The sequence below is a fragment of the Phenylobacterium sp. genome, from assembly GCF_036502675.1.
Taxonomy (GTDB): Bacteria; Pseudomonadota; Alphaproteobacteria; order Caulobacterales; family Caulobacteraceae; genus Phenylobacterium.
The window spans coordinates 17,159-31,540 of the sequence record NZ_DASXYF010000071.1 but is presented as its reverse complement, the minus strand read 5'-3'; the positions used below and the strand labels follow the sequence as shown (position 1 = coordinate 31,540).

The 14,382-nt window shown below is 70.2% G+C and carries 14 protein-coding genes; 6 read left to right on the top strand and 8 right to left on the bottom strand.

Features of this window, described 5'->3' with window-relative positions; genetic code table 11:
* The first annotated feature begins 17 nt into the window (after positions 1–17).
* The gene (locus tag VGL30_RS08360; protein WP_331538784.1) at positions 18–2,225 is read left to right on the top strand and encodes an RNA degradosome polyphosphate kinase; all 2,208 of its coding nucleotides are present in this window, start codon (positions 18–20) and stop codon (positions 2,223–2,225) included.
* On the top strand, positions 2,206–3,726 hold the full coding sequence (locus VGL30_RS08355) for a Ppx/GppA phosphatase family protein (protein WP_331538782.1): 1,521 nt from the start codon (positions 2,206–2,208) through the stop codon (positions 3,724–3,726). Before VGL30_RS08360 ends, VGL30_RS08355 begins: the two co-directional genes overlap by 20 nt.
* A 63-nt stretch (positions 3,727–3,789) precedes the next feature.
* Here the strand turns inward: VGL30_RS08355 and VGL30_RS08350 are convergent, their stop codons facing one another.
* A complete protein-coding gene (locus VGL30_RS08350; protein ID WP_331538779.1) occupies positions 3,790–4,212 on the bottom strand; it encodes a nuclear transport factor 2 family protein in 423 nt (140 codons plus the stop codon).
* A gap of 165 nt (positions 4,213–4,377) precedes the next feature.
* Here VGL30_RS08350 and VGL30_RS08345 point away from each other — a divergent pair, with 165 nt between their 5' ends.
* Positions 4,378–5,049: a spermidine synthase gene (locus VGL30_RS08345; RefSeq protein WP_331538777.1), complete on the top strand. Its 672-nt coding sequence runs from the start codon at positions 4,378–4,380 to the stop codon at positions 5,047–5,049.
* 333 nt (positions 5,050–5,382) lie between these two features.
* On the opposite strand, the gene rnd is transcribed toward VGL30_RS08345, so the two are convergent.
* Entirely contained in the window at positions 5,383–6,561 is a 1,179-nt protein-coding gene (rnd, locus tag VGL30_RS08340) for a ribonuclease D (protein ID WP_331538775.1), read from the bottom strand.
* Between the two features lie 83 nt (positions 6,562–6,644).
* On the opposite strand from rnd, the gene purM reads away from it, so the two are divergent.
* Positions 6,645–7,670 (top strand): phosphoribosylformylglycinamidine cyclo-ligase, encoded by a 1,026-nt coding sequence (gene purM, locus VGL30_RS08335; RefSeq protein ID WP_331538773.1) that lies wholly within the window; start codon positions 6,645–6,647, stop codon positions 7,668–7,670.
* Positions 7,671–7,762: 92 nt separating this feature from the next.
* Here purM and VGL30_RS08330 read toward each other — a convergent pair whose 3' ends face one another.
* Together VGL30_RS08330 and ndk are read right to left on the bottom strand one after the other, a co-directional pair.
* Positions 7,763–8,119: a hypothetical protein gene (locus VGL30_RS08330; RefSeq protein ID WP_331538771.1), complete on the bottom strand. Its 357-nt coding sequence runs from the start codon at positions 8,117–8,119 to the stop codon at positions 7,763–7,765.
* A 285-nt stretch (positions 8,120–8,404) separates the two neighbouring features.
* Positions 8,405–8,824: a nucleoside-diphosphate kinase gene (gene ndk / locus VGL30_RS08325; RefSeq protein ID WP_331538769.1), complete on the bottom strand. Its 420-nt coding sequence runs from the start codon at positions 8,822–8,824 to the stop codon at positions 8,405–8,407.
* A gap of 148 nt (positions 8,825–8,972) precedes the next feature.
* On the opposite strand from ndk, the gene VGL30_RS08320 reads away from it, so the two are divergent.
* Together VGL30_RS08320 and VGL30_RS08315 are read left to right on the top strand one after the other, a co-directional pair.
* On the top strand, positions 8,973–10,859 hold the full coding sequence (locus tag VGL30_RS08320) for an ABC-F family ATP-binding cassette domain-containing protein (protein WP_331538767.1): 1,887 nt from the start codon (positions 8,973–8,975) through the stop codon (positions 10,857–10,859).
* Positions 10,860–10,922: 63 nt separating this feature from the next.
* Entirely contained in the window at positions 10,923–11,864 is a 942-nt protein-coding gene (locus VGL30_RS08315; RefSeq protein WP_331538765.1) for a cation diffusion facilitator family transporter, read from the top strand.
* On the opposite strand, the gene VGL30_RS08310 is transcribed toward VGL30_RS08315, so the two are convergent.
* From VGL30_RS08310 to VGL30_RS08295, 4 genes are read right to left on the bottom strand one after another with little or no spacing between them, the layout of a single operon-like run.
* A complete protein-coding gene (locus tag VGL30_RS08310) occupies positions 11,837–11,965 on the bottom strand; it encodes a hypothetical protein (RefSeq protein ID WP_331538764.1) in 129 nt (42 codons plus the stop codon). The two genes, VGL30_RS08315 and VGL30_RS08310, sit on opposite strands and share 28 nt — an antisense overlap.
* Positions 11,962–12,285, bottom strand: a complete 324-nt coding sequence (locus VGL30_RS08305) for a peptidase inhibitor I78 (protein WP_331538763.1) — start codon at positions 12,283–12,285, stop codon at positions 11,962–11,964. Before VGL30_RS08305 ends, VGL30_RS08310 begins: the two co-directional genes overlap by 4 nt.
* Positions 12,282–12,725 (bottom strand): DNA polymerase III subunit chi, encoded by a 444-nt coding sequence (locus VGL30_RS08300; RefSeq protein ID WP_331538761.1) that lies wholly within the window; start codon positions 12,723–12,725, stop codon positions 12,282–12,284. The genes VGL30_RS08305 and VGL30_RS08300 overlap by 4 nt, the downstream gene beginning before the upstream one ends.
* A gap of 13 nt (positions 12,726–12,738) precedes the next feature.
* Positions 12,739–14,211, bottom strand: coding sequence for a leucyl aminopeptidase (locus VGL30_RS08295; RefSeq protein ID WP_331538758.1), 1,473 nt, complete (start codon positions 14,209–14,211; stop codon positions 12,739–12,741).
* Positions 14,212–14,382: the final 171 nt, after the last annotated feature.

The window sequence follows — 14,382 nt, the reverse complement described above, 5'->3', positions numbered from 1 at the left end:
ACACGGGAGCCGCCCGCATGAACGACGCCACGCCCATTTCCGCTGCCCGGGCCGCGGAAGCCGCGCGGCCCAACCTGCCCTGGAACGAGGCGCTGGCCGGCGCGCCGGAGCGGTTCTTCAACCGGGAGATCTCCTGGCTGGCCTTCAACCGGCGGGTGCTGGAGGAAAGCAAGAACCCGCGCCACCCGCTGCTCGAGCGGCTGCGCTTCCTGGCCATCTCGGCCAACAACCTCGACGAATTCTACATGGTCCGCGTGGCCGGGCTGAAGGCGCAGGTGCGCGAGGGCGTCCGCGTGCTGAGCCAGGACGGCCTGGCGCCGGCCGAGCAGGTCGCCAAGCTGAACGCCGAGGCCGCCGACCTGATGGCCGACCAGCAGGCGCGCTGGCGCGAGCTGCGCGAGGAGCTGGCCGACGAGGGCCTGCGGGTGGTGAGCCCGCAGGAGGTCACCGCCGCCGAGCGCACCGCCCTGCAGGACGAGTTCCTGAGGCAGCTGTTCCCGGTGCTGACGCCGCTGGCCATCGACCCGGCCCATCCGTTCCCGTTCATCCCCAACCTCGCCTTCTCCCTGGTGCTGAAGCTGCGGCGGGTGTCCGATTCGCGGATGCTCTACGCCCTGGTGCCGATCCCGGCGCAGGTGGCGCGGTTCTGGGAGCTGCCGGCGCACGGCTCGCGGCGCAAGAGCCAGCGGCGCTTCCTGTCGCTGGAGAACGTGGTGGGGCTGTGCCTCGACCACCTGTTCCCGGGCTGCGAGGTGCAGAGCCAGAGCGTCTTCCGGCTGATCCGCGATTCGGACGTGGAGATGGAGGAGGAGGCCGAGGACCTGGTGCGCGAGTTCGAGGCGCTGTTGAAGCAGCGGCGCATGGGCTCGGTGGTGCGGATCGAGATCGAATCCGACATGTCGGACGAGCTCAGCAGCTTCATCATCACCAACCTGCGGGCCAACCCCGAGGACGTGATCCTGATCGACGGACTGCTGGGCCTGGACGAACTCTCGCAGCTCATTCCGGCCGACCGGGCGGACCTGAAGTTCAAGCCGTTCGAGGCCCGCTTCCCCGAGCGGATCCGCGACCACGCCGGCGACTGCTTCGCCGCTATCCGCGAGAAGGACTTCCTGGTCCACCATCCGTTCGAGAGCTTCGACGTGGTGGTGCAGTTCCTGCGCCAGGCGGCCCGCGACCCAAACGTGCTGGCGATCAAGCAGACCCTCTACCGCACCTCCTCGGACAGCCCGATCGTGGCCGCGCTGATCGAGGCGGCGGAGAACGGCAAGAACGTCACCGCCCTGGTGGAGATCAAGGCCCGCTTCGACGAGGCGGCGAACATGAAGTGGGCCCGCGACCTGGAGCGGGCGGGCGTGCACGTGGTCTTCGGCTTCGTGGAGTACAAGACCCACGGCAAGCTCTCGATGGTGGTCCGCCGCGAGGGCGACGAGCTGCGCACCTACTGCCACTTCGGCACCGGCAACTACCACCCGGTGACGGCGCGAATTTACACGGACCTGTCGCTGTTCACCACCGACCCCGCGCTGGGCCGGGATTCGGCGCGGCTGTTCAACTACATCACCGGCTATGCGCTGCCCGGACGCATGGAGAAGCTCTCCTTCTCGCCGCTCACCATGAAGCGCGACCTCCTGCAGCTCATCGCCCGCGAAGCGGAGAACGCCAAGCTGGGCAAGCCCGCGGCCATCTGGGCCAAGCTGAACGCGCTGGTCGACCCGGTGCTGATCGACGCCCTCTATGCGGCCAGCCAGTCGGGCGTGGCCATCGACCTGGTGATCCGCGGCATCTGCTGCCTGCGGCCCGGCGTGCCGGGGCTGTCGGAGAACATCCGCGTCAAGTCCATCGTCGGCCGCTTCCTGGAGCACTCGCGCGTGGTGGCCTTCGCCAACGGCTCGCCGATGCCCTCGTCCGACACGCGGGTGTTCATCTCCTCGGCCGACTGGATGCCGCGCAACCTGGACCGGCGGGTGGAGGTTCTCACGCCTATCGAGACCCCCACCGTGCACCAGCAGGTCCTGCAGCAGATCATGGTCGCCAACCTGAAAGACGAGGCGCAGAGCTGGACGCTGGACGGCGAGGGCCGCTATACGCGGGATCCGTCCTGGGACCACCCGAGCGCCTTTTCCGCGCACGAGTATTTCATGACCAACCCAAGCCTCTCCGGACGGGGGCAGAAGGTGAAGGACATGCCGCGCGCGATCGATCATGTGGCCACGCGCGGTTAGCCGAGCCCCCGAGAGCGCCCCGGTCCACGACGCCGGCCGCCGGGCCGCCGTCATCGACGTCGGCTCCAACTCCGTCCGGCTGGTGGTCTACCGGCTGGAAGGCCGGGCGATCTGGACCGTGTTCAACGAAAAGGCGCTGGCGGGCCTCGGCCGCGACCTGCCCGAGACCGGGCGACTGTCGCCGCAGGGGGTGGAGACAGCGCTGACGGCGCTGCGCCGCTACCGCGCCGTGCTGCAGGGCTGGGACGAGGGCGAGATCTTCGCCGCCGCCACCGCCGCCGTCCGCGAGGCGACCGACGGACCCGCCTTCCTGCACCGCGCCAAGTCCGAGATCGGCTTCGACGTGCGCCTGCTCTCCGGCGAGGACGAGGCCCGCTACGGCGCCCTGGGCGTGCTGGCGGGCTCGCCTTCGGCCGAGGGGGTGGTGGGCGACGTCGGCGGCTCCAGCCTGGAGCTGGTGCGGGTGTCGGGCGGCCGGGCGGGCGACGGGATCACCCTGCCGCTGGGTCCTTTCTCGCTGGGCGCGCCGCGGGCGATCGACCTCGACAGGACCCGCAAGGCCATCGAGGCGCGGATCAAGCCTGTCGCGGGCCGGTTCGCGAGCCCGGTGCTGCACGCCGTCGGCGGCGCCTGGCGCAACCTCGCGCTGCTGCACATGGAGATGTCCGGCTATCCGCTGCATGTGACCCACCTCTACGAGATGACGCGCAGCGAGGCCCTGGACGTGACCCGCTTCGCCGCGCGCCAGTCGAAGAATTCCCTGGAGCGGATCGAGGGCCTGTCCAAGAAACGCTTCGACACCTTGCCCTACGCGGCCCTGCTGCTGGAGACGCTGATCGAGCGGCTGGACCTGCAGCGGGTGGTGACCTCCGCCTACGGGGTGCGCGAGGGCCTGCTGTTTGAATCCATGACGCCGGGCGAGCGCGGCCTGGACCCGCTGATCGCCGGCTGCGAGGCGCTGACCAGCGTGCGCGGACTGGCGCCCGACCTGGGCGAGGCGCTGGAGGGGTGGCTGACCCCCGCCTTCGGCAAGCTCGCCCCGGTGTTCGCAACGCGGGACGGCATCCTGCTGGCCGCCGCCTGCCGGCTCTCCGACCTGGGCGCGCGACTGCACCCCGACCACCGGGCCGACGTGGTCTTCGAGCAGGTGCTGCGGGCGCCGGTGGCGGGGATGAACCATCCGGAGCGGGCGTTCCTCGCCTGCGCCCTGTTCTCGCGGCACACCACCGCCGCCACGACGCCGGAGCCCAACGTGGTCGCCCGCCTGCTCAGCTCCGAACGGCGCCAGCGGGCGCGGGCCCTGGGCGCCGCCATCCGCCTCGGCTGCGACCTCTCCGGGCGCAACGGGCGGCTGCTGCAGGCCTCGACGATCAGGATCGACGGCGACCGCCTGGTTCTCGCCGCCGATCCGGACCATGCCGACATGCTGCTGGGTGAACAGACCGCCAAGCGGGCGGCGACCCTGGCCGGCGTGTTGCGGCTGAAGCTGCATCTGGGCTGAGCGGCGCCACGGGTTCGCAGGCGACCGCGGCCCTCGGTCTGCTGACGCCTCTCTACGGATGTCCTAGGTTAGCGCGGACATCGCCGCCAGAGAGTCCATGTAATCGCGCCAACCCACGATCTTCCGATCTTTGATCGTAACAACCGAAATGAAGCGGTTTTCGTAGAGTTTGCCGGAGCCGGCGGCGTTGCCCTGAACGTCATACTCGAGGATGACGACGCCTGGAGTCTGGGAAATGTTCACCACGAGCGCGTCCGCGCCCTGCAACGTCATCCCCTCCCCGTAACCAGAATACAGAGCCATGAGGGCTTCACGTCCCACGACCTTTGTCGGGTAACCCGGAAATCGATACCGAAATTCGAACACCGCGTCGGCAGCGATTGTGTCGAAGTAGTGATCACCATCGACAAGGCCCGCCAGGCCCCGCATTACGATATCGAAGAACGGATCGAGCGCGGAAAATGCGGCATAGGCAGGTTCACGCATCGCCCTGATCCTGTCTTCGGAATCCCGACGTTATCTACTCGTGCCGCCAGATCCTGTCAGCATGCGCTCGCAATCTGACGCAGGACTGGGCTCGCGAGCCGTCCGCATTCATAATGCTTCACCTGCGCGTCACCCTGTCCGACGCGCCAGAAGGCGTGCCGCAAGATGATTCCCTGGTCCCTCGTCGACACGGCCACCATGCCCGATGGAGGCGGCGAGCTGCGGCTCATGCGGCGCGGGGCTGAGTTTTCGATCATGTCGGGCGGCATCGAGCTGATGAACAGCCGTGTGAGCGGCTCTGAGGAAGCGCTCGCCACCCTGGCGTGCTCGCGGCTGCAGGGTCGACGCGATCCCCATGTCCTCATCGGCGGCTTTGGAATGGGCTTTACGCTGCGCGCTGCGTTGGCGTGCCTCGGGCGCGACGCCAGGATCACGCTGGGAGAACTTGTGCCCGCGGTCATCGCTTGGGCGCGCGGGCCCATGGCCCACATTTCCGGGCAATGCGTCGGCGATCCCCGCTTGACGATCTGCGATGGCGACGTCGGCGGCATGATCAGGCTGGGTCGGGGCGCATACGACGCCATCTTGCTCGACGTCGACAACGGCCCCGAAGGCCTTACGCGCAAGGCGAACGATCGTCTTTACGACAAGGATGGGCTGATCGCCGCCCGGCGAGCGTTGCGACCGCAAGGCGTCTTGGCCGTATGGTCTTCTACGCCGAACGCGGACTTCACGAGACGGCTCAGGCAGGGTGGATTCGAAGTTGACGAAGTTCGCGTCCGGGCTGCCGGCGGGCGGCGCGGCGCACGCCACGTCATCTGGTTGGCGACGGCCTAGCTAGCCCTTCAGGCGCGGCCAGGCGCGCTACATCAATGTTCTTCATTTGTTCTTGACGCGACCCCCGCCCTACGCCAGGCTGTCGAGTTGGCGTCGCGGCGGATGAACCGGCGAGGTGTTTACCGGTCAACACTTGCCGGTAAACACTCCACGGCGCGTCTTTCGAGCCCAGCGGAATCGTAAGACCATGAAAATCAGAAGGAATCTTCGTGCCTCCGGCGTCGAGATCCCGTCCTCAGAAGTGTTGACCGCCACTTGAAAAGTGTGTTTGCCGCCGAAAGCCGGCCGACCGGTCAACCCCGCAGGGGTTCCGATCGCCGGACGCGGGCGCCCCTACTCCGCCGCGGCGGCCTTCGGCGCCCGGCGCACCTGCACGACGCGCACGCGGGTTCCGTCCAGCACCAGGCCCAGTTCGCCGCGCTTGAGCCTCAGGGCGTCCTCGCCGAACGCCTCGCGGCGCCAGCCGCAGAGCGCCGGGGTGTCGGCGTTGTCGTCATTGGCGATCAGCTCCAGGTCGGAGACGGTGGCGATCAGCTTGGAGGCGACACCGGCGTCCTCGGCCCGGGCCTTGAGCAGCACCTTCAGGAGCTCGACGACGGCGCCGGCCGCCGGCGAGGCCGGGGCGCGGTTGCGCTCGATCACCGGAGCATAGGCTTCCGGGTCCTTCAGGGACTCGCGGATGGCGGCCAGCAGCTCCGGCCCGAAGCGCGAGCCGGAGAAGCCCTTGGGCACCGAGCGCAGGCGGTCCAGGGCCTCGGGGTCGACGGGCGCCTGGGTGGCGATCTCGTCGATGGCCTCGTCCTTCAGGATGCGGCCGCGGGGCTGGTCGCGAACCTGGGCGGTGCGCTCGCGCCAGGCGGCAACGCCCTTGAACACCGCCAAGTACTTGGCGGTGTGGCGGCGCGGCTTCAGCCGCTTCCAGGCCCGCTCCGGCTCGGTGTCGTAGTTGGAATCGTCGGTCAGCCCCTTCATCTCGTCGGCGACCCAGGCGTAACGGCCCTCCTGGTCGAGGCGCGAACGGAGCAGGGGATAGAGCCGCGCCAGGTGGGTCACGTCGGCCAGCGCATAGGTGAGCTGGGCCTCCGACAGCGGCCGCCGCGCCCAGTCGGTGAACCGGCTGGACTTGTCGAGCTCGATCTTCAGCATCTGGCGGACCAGGGCGTCGTAGGCGATCTGCTCGCCATAGCCCGCCGCCATGCCGGCCACCTGGGTGTCGAACAGCGGCTTGGGGACGGCCTTCAGGTTGTAGAAAATCTCCACGTCCTGCCGCGCGGCGTGGAACACCTTGAGGATCGAGGTGTCGCGCAGGATCTCCAGGAACGGCTCCAGGTCGATGCCTTCGGCCAGCGGATCGATCACCGCCTCGGCGTTCTTGGCGGCCGCCTGGATCAGGCAGAGCTTGGGCCAATAGGTCGTTTCGCGCATGAACTCGGTGTCCACGGCGACAAATTCCTGCCCTTTCAACTGATTGCAGAACGCCGCGAGGTCGGCGGTGGTGGTGATGGGCGTCATCCGCTAGCTATAGCCCCGCGTGCGCCCGAGTCTGCAAGCCCGGTCGCACCGGACCGGCAATTTTTCCAGGGACGACCCCCGTCATGACCGAGCGGCCGAACGGGCTGACCTATGCGCAAGCCGGCGTCGACATCGACGCCGGGAACGCCCTGGTGGAGCGCATCAAGCCCCTGGCCAGGGCCACGCGGCGGCCCGGGGCCGAGGCTTCCCTGGGCGGCTTCGGCGCGCTGTTCGACCTGAAGGCCGCGGGCTACGACGACCCGCTGCTGGTCACCACCACCGACGGGGTGGGCACCAAGCTGAAGCTGGCCATCGACACCCGCCGCCACGGGACCGTGGGCATCGACCTGGTGGGCATGTGCGTCAACGACCTGTTAGCCCAGGGCGCTGAGCCACTGATGTTCCTGGATTATTTCGCCACGGGAAAGCTGGACGTGGAGGCCGCGGCGACGGTGGTGGCCGGGATCGCGGAGGGGTGCCGGCAGGCCGGCGCGGCCCTGGTAGGCGGCGAGACCGCCGAGATGCCCGGCCTCTACGGCGACGGCGACTACGACCTGGCGGGCTTCTCGGTCGGCGCGGTCGACCGCGGGCGCGTGCTGCCCCGGCTGGACGACCAGAAGGCCGGCGACCTGCTGATCGGCGTGGCCTCCTCGGGGCCGCACTCCAACGGCTATTCGCTGATCCGCCGCATCGTCGAGCGCTCGGGCCTGGCCTGGGAGGCGCCCGCCCCGTTCCAGGCCGGAAGCGACCTGGCCGACGCCCTGCTGACGCCGACGCGGATCTACGTGAAGAGCGTGCTGCCGCAGATCAAGGCCGGGCGGCTGAAGGGCCTGGCCCACATCACCGGCGGCGGCCTGATCGAGAACCCGCCGCGGGCGATCCGCCCCGGGCTCTCGCCGCGGTTCGACTGGAACGCCTGGACCCTGCCGCCGGTGTTCGCCTGGCTGCAGCAGGTGGGCGGGGTGGCGGAGCACGAGCTGCGCCGGACCTTCAACTGCGGCGTGGGCCTGGTGCTGATCGCCGCGCCGGATGCGGCGCAGGACGTACTGCGGGAACTGCTGGCGGCCGGCGAAGACGCCTTCGTCTGCGGCGAACTGGCGGCGGGCTGACGAAAAAAGCCTCCGATCCTCGGACCGGGGGCTGGCGCCTGGATCTGGAGGTCGTCCGCCCCACGCCTGGCGACGCGGGGCGGAGGGCTCGCCTAATGCTTGGAATGCTTCCTGGTCTTCTTGGTCTCGGTGGTCGCGGCCGGGTCGGTCGAGCTGGTTGTCGCGGCGGCGGCGGAATCCTTCGAGGGCTCCGTAGCGCTCTGATCGGCGGCGGAGGAGCTTGAGCCGGTCGCGGAATCGCCGCTGGCCGGGGCGGGGCTGGAGGCGCTGGTGTCGGCCGCCGACCCGGACGGGGCGGTGGGCGCAGCCGCGGTCGAAGGCGTCGAGGCGCTTGCCGCAGGCGAGGCCGCCGGCTTGGCCGCCGCCGAGGCGGTCGATTGCGCCAGCACGGGGACGGCGGTCAGAAGGCTGGCGGCGGCGGCGCCCGCGAACAGGATCTTGAGGGTCATCTGGAGGTCTCCCGAAGCGGCCCGACCCATGCCGGGCCCGTTTGAGGAGGGGGAGACCACCGTTCCTTCGTGGCCTTAGAAGGGCGACAAACGGCGGACTTCAGGAAAGCGTTCCTAATTGTAGCCTTCATCGTGCCTGAATTGGCGAGCGCCCCGAGCCTCCACGACTGAATCCCGCAAGATCGAACACTGTTGTTTTGCAAATCAGAGATCTGCGCGCCAAGCCTTGCCTTGGCGTGGCGCGCAGATCCTGCATCCTGTGGCTCTCCGCCGGACGGCGGGGACTTAGCCGACGATCTGATCTTGCGTGAAGAACTGGGCGATCTCGATCGCGGCGTTCTCCAGGCTGTCGGAGCCGTGCACCGAGTTCTCGCCGACATTCTTGGCGTAGAGCTTGCGGATGGTGCCCTCGGCGGCCTGCTCGGGGTTGGTCGCACCCATCACCTCGCGGTAGCGGGCCACGGCGTTGTCGCCTTCCAGCACCTGCACCACCACCGGCTGCGCCGTCATCTGGGCCACCAGCTCGCCGTAGAACGGGCGGTCCTTGTGCACCTCGTAGAATTTCCCGGCCTGGGCGTCCGTCAGGCGGATGCGGCGCTGGGCGACGATGCGCAGGCCGGCCCCTTCGATGAGCGCGTTGATCTTGCCGGTCAGGTTGCGCTCGGTGGCGTCCGGCTTGAGGATCGAGAAGGTGCGTTCGGTCATGGGAGCTGTCTGTCTGCTGCGTTGCGAGAGGCGCGGCTTATAGAGAAAGGCTGCGGCGGCCTCAAGCACGCTGGCGAGCCGGGGGCGTGTCTGTTAGGAAGCCGCCCCGCGCCCGCGCCTCCCGCCTCCCCCGTTTCCAGCCGCCAGCATGCTGCAGATCTACGAACTCGTCTTCGACGCCTGGGGCCGCCGTTTCTTCGACGGGGCGACCGTCAGCCTGCCCAAGGACGCCAAGGTGGGCCTGGTGGGCCGCAACGGCGTGGGCAAGACCACCCTGTTCAAGCTGATCCAGGGCGAGCTCGTGCTGGGCTCCGGCGAGATCAACCTGCCCAAAACCGCGCGCCTGGGCGTAGTGGACCAGGAGCATGCGGCCACACCCGTCACCCTGATGGACACGGTGCTGGCGGCCGACCTGCGCCGCGCCGCCCTGATGGCCGAGCTGGAGACGGCGGAGCCGGAGCACCTGGGCGAGGTCTACGCCCAGCTCAACGAGATCGACGCCGACCGGGCGCCCTCGCGGGCGGCGGAGATCCTGTCGGGCCTGGGCTTCTCCAACGCCGACCTCGATCGGCCGATGGCGGAGTTTTCCGGCGGCTGGCGCATGCGGGTGGCGCTGGCCGCGGCCCTGTTCGCCGAACCGGACCTGCTGCTGCTCGACGAGCCCACCAACTACCTGGACCTGGAAGGCGCGCTTTGGCTGGAGGCGCGGCTGCAGCGCTATCCGCACACCGCGATGATCATCAGCCACGACCGCGAGCTGCTGAACAATTCGGTCGACCACATCCTGCACCTGGCCGACGGCAAGCTGACCCTCTACCCCGGCGGCTACGACGACTTCGAGCGCCAGCGCACCGAGAAGCTGCGGCTGCAGGAGTCGGTGCGGGTGAAGATCGAGGCCAAGCGGGCCCACATGCAGGCCTTCGTCGACCGCTTCCGGGCCACGGCCTCCAAGGCCACCCAGGCGCAGTCGCGGCTGAAGATGCTGGCCAAGCTGCCGCCGGTGGGCGCGGTGGTGGAGGACCGCACCATCCCCTTCACCCTGCCCTCGCCGGAGAAGCCCCTGGCTCCGCCGCTGATCCGGCTGGAGGGGGCGAGCGTCGGTTATGGCGCGGGGCCGCCGGTGCTGCGCGGCATGAACCTTCGCCTCGACATCGACGACCGCATCGGCCTGCTGGGCGTCAACGGGGCCGGCAAGTCGACCTTCGCCAAGCTGGCGGCGGGCGCCCTGCCCCTGGGCGACGGCCAGATGCACCGCGACCGGCGGATGCGGGTGGGCTGGTTCCACCAGCACCAGATCGAGGCGATGGACCCCGGGGACACGCCGCTGGAGATCATCCGCCGCGCCCTGCCCGAGGCGAGCGAGGCGGCGCGCCGCGCGCGCCTGGCGCAGTTCGGCCTGCCGGCGCTGAAGGTGGAGACCAAGGTCGCCGACCTCTCCGGCGGCGAGCGGGCGCGGCTGCTGCTCAACATGGTGGCCATGGAACGGCCGCACCTGCTGATCCTCGACGAGCCCACCAACCACCTGGACATCGACTCCCGCCGCGCCCTGCTGGACGCGCTGAACGACTACGACGGGGCCGTGGTGCTGATCACCCACGACCGGTCGCTGATGGAGCTGGTCGCCGACCGTCTCTGGCTGGCGGCGGACGGGACCATCGCTCCCTTCGACGGCGACATGGACGACTACGCCCGCTTCGTCCTCGACCGGGCCCGAGTGGCCGCGCGCGCGCCCTCCCAGGTCGCCGCCCCCGCGCCGGTCGCGTCCCAGCCGCCGGTTCAGGTCCGCAAGGCCAAGGTCCCCACCGGCCCCGCCCGCCGCCGCGCCGAAGCCGCCGAGGCCGCCCTCGCCCGCGCCGCCGGGGCGCTGGCGGCCATCGACCGGGCGCTCGCCGATCCCGCGGTCTTCACCGCCCAGCCGGCCAAGGCCGCCGCCCTCGGCCGCGACCGCACCAGGGCCCAGGCCGCCGTCGAGGCCGCCGAGGCGGAGTGGATGGCGGCCCAGGAAGCCTACGAGGCGTTGAAGGCCGACGCCTGACCCTGGTCTGCATCCTCGAAGTCGCCCCGACGTTTGCAAGGATCGGAGCAGCGAGGAAGCTAGATGGCCGCGGACTCCACACGGGTGGTCCTCACGGCGCTGGCGGGCAACCTCGCGATCGCCGCGGCGAAGTTCACGGCCTTCGCCTTCACCCGCTCGACCGCCATGCTGACCGAGGCGATTCACTCGCTGGTCGATTCCGGCAACCAGGCGCTGCTGCTGGTGGGCCAGAAGCGCGCCAGCCGTCCCTCCGACGAGAGCCATCCGTTCGGCTACGGGATGGAGGTCTATTTCTGGGCCTTCGTCGTGGCCCTGATGATCTTCCTGGTGGGCGGGGCGTTGTCGATCTGGCAGGGCGTCGAGCGGCTGCGCGCCCCCGCCCCGATCGAGCGGCCCTGGCTGAGCCTCGGCGTCATCGCGGTCTCGGCCGTGTTCGAGGCCTCCTCCTTCGCCGTGGCCTACCGGGCGTTCCGCAAGGTGGTGCGCGGCCGCGACGTGCGGCTGTGGCGCTTCCTGAAGATCAGCAAGGACCCCAGCCTGTTCGCCACCCTGATGGAAGACGGGGCGGCCGTGACCGGCCTGGCGATCGCGGGCGTGGGCGTCATGGCGGCGAGCTGGGGACGAATGGCGTGGGCCGACGGCGCGGCCTCGATCCTGATCGGGCTGCTGCTTACCGCCATCGCCATCTTCCTGGCCAACGAGACGCGCAGCCTGATTGCCGGCGAGGCGGCGGCGCCGGACGTCGTCGCGCGGGCCAAGGCCGCGGCCGCCGAGGATCCTCGCGTCGAGGCGGTGGTGGAGGTCGCCAGCCTGCACCTTGGACCGCAGGCGATCCTGGTCGCCGTCACCGTCGATTTCCGCGACGGGCTCAGCGGCGACGAGTTGCATGACGCCGCCGAGGCGCTGACGGAACGCCTGCTGAAGATCGATCCCCGCGTCTGCCGGGTGTTCCTGCGGCCCGGGCGGGCCCGCCGGATTCAGCGCAGGAACGTCACCGCGGCATAGGCGGCCAGCAGCACGCCCAGGGCGACGATCAGCAGCCGCCCGGCCAGACGGTTGCGCCGGTCCGTGGGATCGGGCTCGGCGGGCTCATGGGGGTCGCTCATCCGCACTTCACCTCTCGGATCACGCCGGTGTCGGCGTCGAAGAAGAAATTCAGCCGCCGCGGATTGTAGTCCTGGGTCACGGGACAGGTGCTGCAGGCCACTCGCTGCAGGGCGGGAACCACCGGCACCGGGATCTCGCTGCGCGAACGGCCGACCAGGCTGCGATTGTCTTGCGCCCCGCACTCGTCGCGCGCCGGCGCCGATTGGGGCGCCTGCGCGGCGGGCCGCGGCGGCGGAAGCTCGGGCGGCGGCTCGTCGGCGGCGCAGGCCGCCAGCAGCAACAGCGTCGCCCCGCCGACAGCCATCCGGATCCCGGTCATTGCTTTTCCCAACCCCGCCCCTGCTGCTTCCAGTAGGACATGGCGGCCCCCGCCGCCTTCAGCGCGCTCCACTGGGCCCGCGCCACGGCCAGCGCCGCCTCGTCGCGGCCGTCGAACAGCACCATGGCCCGGGCGTAGCCATCAAGCGGGCCCGGCTCGGCGCCGTCCAGCAGAAACAGCGCCTCCGCGCCGTTGGGATTCTCCTGGCCGGTGGTCAGCAGGATCGGCTGGCGCTCGGCGTGCGGCTCGCCCGCCGGCGCGTGTGGCAGGAAGCTGTCGTCGCGATAGGTCCACAGCCACTGGTCCAGGTGCTCGATGCGGCCCGCCTCGCGGGCGCGCACCACCGCCTTCCAGCCGCGGGCGAGCGTCTTCTCCAGCAGCTCCGGCAGGGCCTGCTCCAGCGCCGTCTGCTCCAGATGATAGAACCAGACCTCGGTCAAGCTTCCCCCAAGCCTACTTTTCGTACTTGTCGGCGACCATGCGGTTGAGCAGGCGCACGCCGAAGCCGGTGGCGCCGTCGGGGACGGTGGGAACGGTGGAGGGCTTCTTCCAGGCGGTCGAGGCGATGTCGAGGTGCGCCCACGGCAGGCCGTTCACGAACTTCTGGATGAACAGCGCCGCGGTGATCGAGCCGCCGGGACGGCCGCCGAGATTCTTCACGTCCGCCGCCAGGCTCTCCAGCCCCTTCTCGTATTGCGCCGGCAGCGGCATGCGCCACAGGAGCTCGTCCTCGGCGGCGGCGGCGGCGGCCAGGTTCGCCGCCAGCTCGTCGTCGTTGGAGAAGAGGCCGCCGTAGTCGCTCCCCAAGGCCACGATGATCGCGCCGGTCAGCGTCGCCACGTCGACCATGAACCTGGGCTTGAACCGCTGCTGGCAGTACCAGAGGGCGTCGGCCAGCACGAGCCGGCCCTCCGCGTCGGTGTTGATCACCTCGATCGTCTGGCCGGACATCGAGGTGACGATGTCGCCGGGCCGCTGGGCGTTCCCGTCCGGCATGTTCTCCACCAGGCCCAGAATCCCCACGGCGTTGACCTTGGCCTTGCGGCCGGCGAGCGCGTGCATGAGGCCTGCGACGGCGGCGGCGCCGCCCATGTCCCACTTCATGTCCTCCATGCCGTCGGCAGGCTTGATGGAGATGCCGCCGGTGTCGAAGCAGACGCCCTTGCCGACGAAGGCCAGGGGCTGGCCCTTGCCGGCGCCCTTCCACTGCATCACCACCAGCTGGCTCTCGCGGCGGCTGCCCTGGCCGACCCCCAGGAGGGCCCCCATGCCGAGCTCGGCCATCTCGGCCTCGCCCAGGATCTCCACCTCCAGGCCCAGGCCCTCCAGCGCCTTCGCCCGCCGGGCGAACTCGGCGGGATAGAGGATGTTGGCGGGTTCGGAGACCAGGTCGCGGGCGAAGGCCACGGCGTCGGCCACGGCCGAGAGGGGCGCGAAGGCGGCCAGGGCCGCATCGACGTCGGCGGCGACCACCTGGGTCATGACCACGGAGGGCTTGCGGTCGGCCGGCTCCCTGGTCTTGTAGCGGTCGAACCGGTAGGCGGCGAGGCGCACGCCCAGCGCCATGTGCGCCGCGCGGGCGGCGTCCGGCGCCTCGACCCGCAAGGTCGTCAGACCCGAACCCTTGACGGCGTGGTAGGCCGCGGCCGCGGCGTGCTCCGCGCCCACGTCGGCGAACACCTCGGCCTTGCCCGCGCCCACCAGCAGCACCCGGGCGGCCTCCACGCCGGATGGGGCGGGCAGGTCGAGCAGCTGTCCCTTCGCGCCGGTGAACCGGCCTGCGGCCAGGGCCCGGGTCACGGCGCCGCCCGTCGCCGCGTCCATGGCCGTCGCCGCGCCCGCCAGGGGCTGGCCCTCGAACACCACCAGGGCGTGAGCGGTTTTGGGCGGAGTCGCGGAGTCGGCGACGACGAACTGGATATCCATTCGCACTCTCTCAAGCTCGGGGCGGCCGGACCGCCGATCGTGAGCCGGCGGGCTCCAGCGGCGGTTGTGTGGCGGGGCGGCGCATGATTAGAACAGCTTCGCGGCCAGAGCGCGCCGATTCATCTCTCCGCGCCCTTTTTTGGACAGGTGCGGGCTCGATTGAACCGCCCA

Bases quoted from the DNA above. Each gene is read 5' to 3' on its own strand.
- VGL30_RS08295 (WP_331538758.1), bottom strand. From the start codon at position 14,211: ATGGATATCCAGTTCGTCGTCGCCGACTCCGCGACTCCGCCCAAAACC.
- VGL30_RS08310 (WP_331538764.1), bottom strand. From the start codon at position 11,965: ATGAGCGACCCCCATGAGCCCGCCGAGCCCGATCCCACGGACCGGCGC.
- VGL30_RS08320 (WP_331538767.1), top strand. From the start codon at position 8,973: ATGCTGCAGATCTACGAACTCGTCTTCGACGCCTGGGGCCGCCGTTTC.
- VGL30_RS08360 (WP_331538784.1), top strand. From the start codon at position 18: ATGAACGACGCCACGCCCATTTCCGCTGCCCGGGCCGCGGAAGCCGCG.
- VGL30_RS08305 (WP_331538763.1), bottom strand. From the start codon at position 12,285: ATGACCGGGATCCGGATGGCTGTCGGCGGGGCGACGCTGTTGCTGCTG.
- purM (WP_331538773.1), top strand. From the start codon at position 6,645: ATGACCGAGCGGCCGAACGGGCTGACCTATGCGCAAGCCGGCGTCGAC.
- VGL30_RS08355 (WP_331538782.1), top strand. From the start codon at position 2,206: ATGTGGCCACGCGCGGTTAGCCGAGCCCCCGAGAGCGCCCCGGTCCAC.
- VGL30_RS08330 (WP_331538771.1), bottom strand. From the start codon at position 8,119: ATGACCCTCAAGATCCTGTTCGCGGGCGCCGCCGCCGCCAGCCTTCTG.
- VGL30_RS08350 (WP_331538779.1), bottom strand. From the start codon at position 4,212: ATGCGTGAACCTGCCTATGCCGCATTTTCCGCGCTCGATCCGTTCTTC.
- rnd (WP_331538775.1), bottom strand. From the start codon at position 6,561: ATGACGCCCATCACCACCACCGCCGACCTCGCGGCGTTCTGCAATCAG.
- VGL30_RS08315 (WP_331538765.1), top strand. From the start codon at position 10,923: ATGGCCGCGGACTCCACACGGGTGGTCCTCACGGCGCTGGCGGGCAAC.
- ndk (WP_331538769.1), bottom strand. From the start codon at position 8,824: ATGACCGAACGCACCTTCTCGATCCTCAAGCCGGACGCCACCGAGCGC.
- VGL30_RS08345 (WP_331538777.1), top strand. From the start codon at position 4,378: ATGATTCCCTGGTCCCTCGTCGACACGGCCACCATGCCCGATGGAGGC.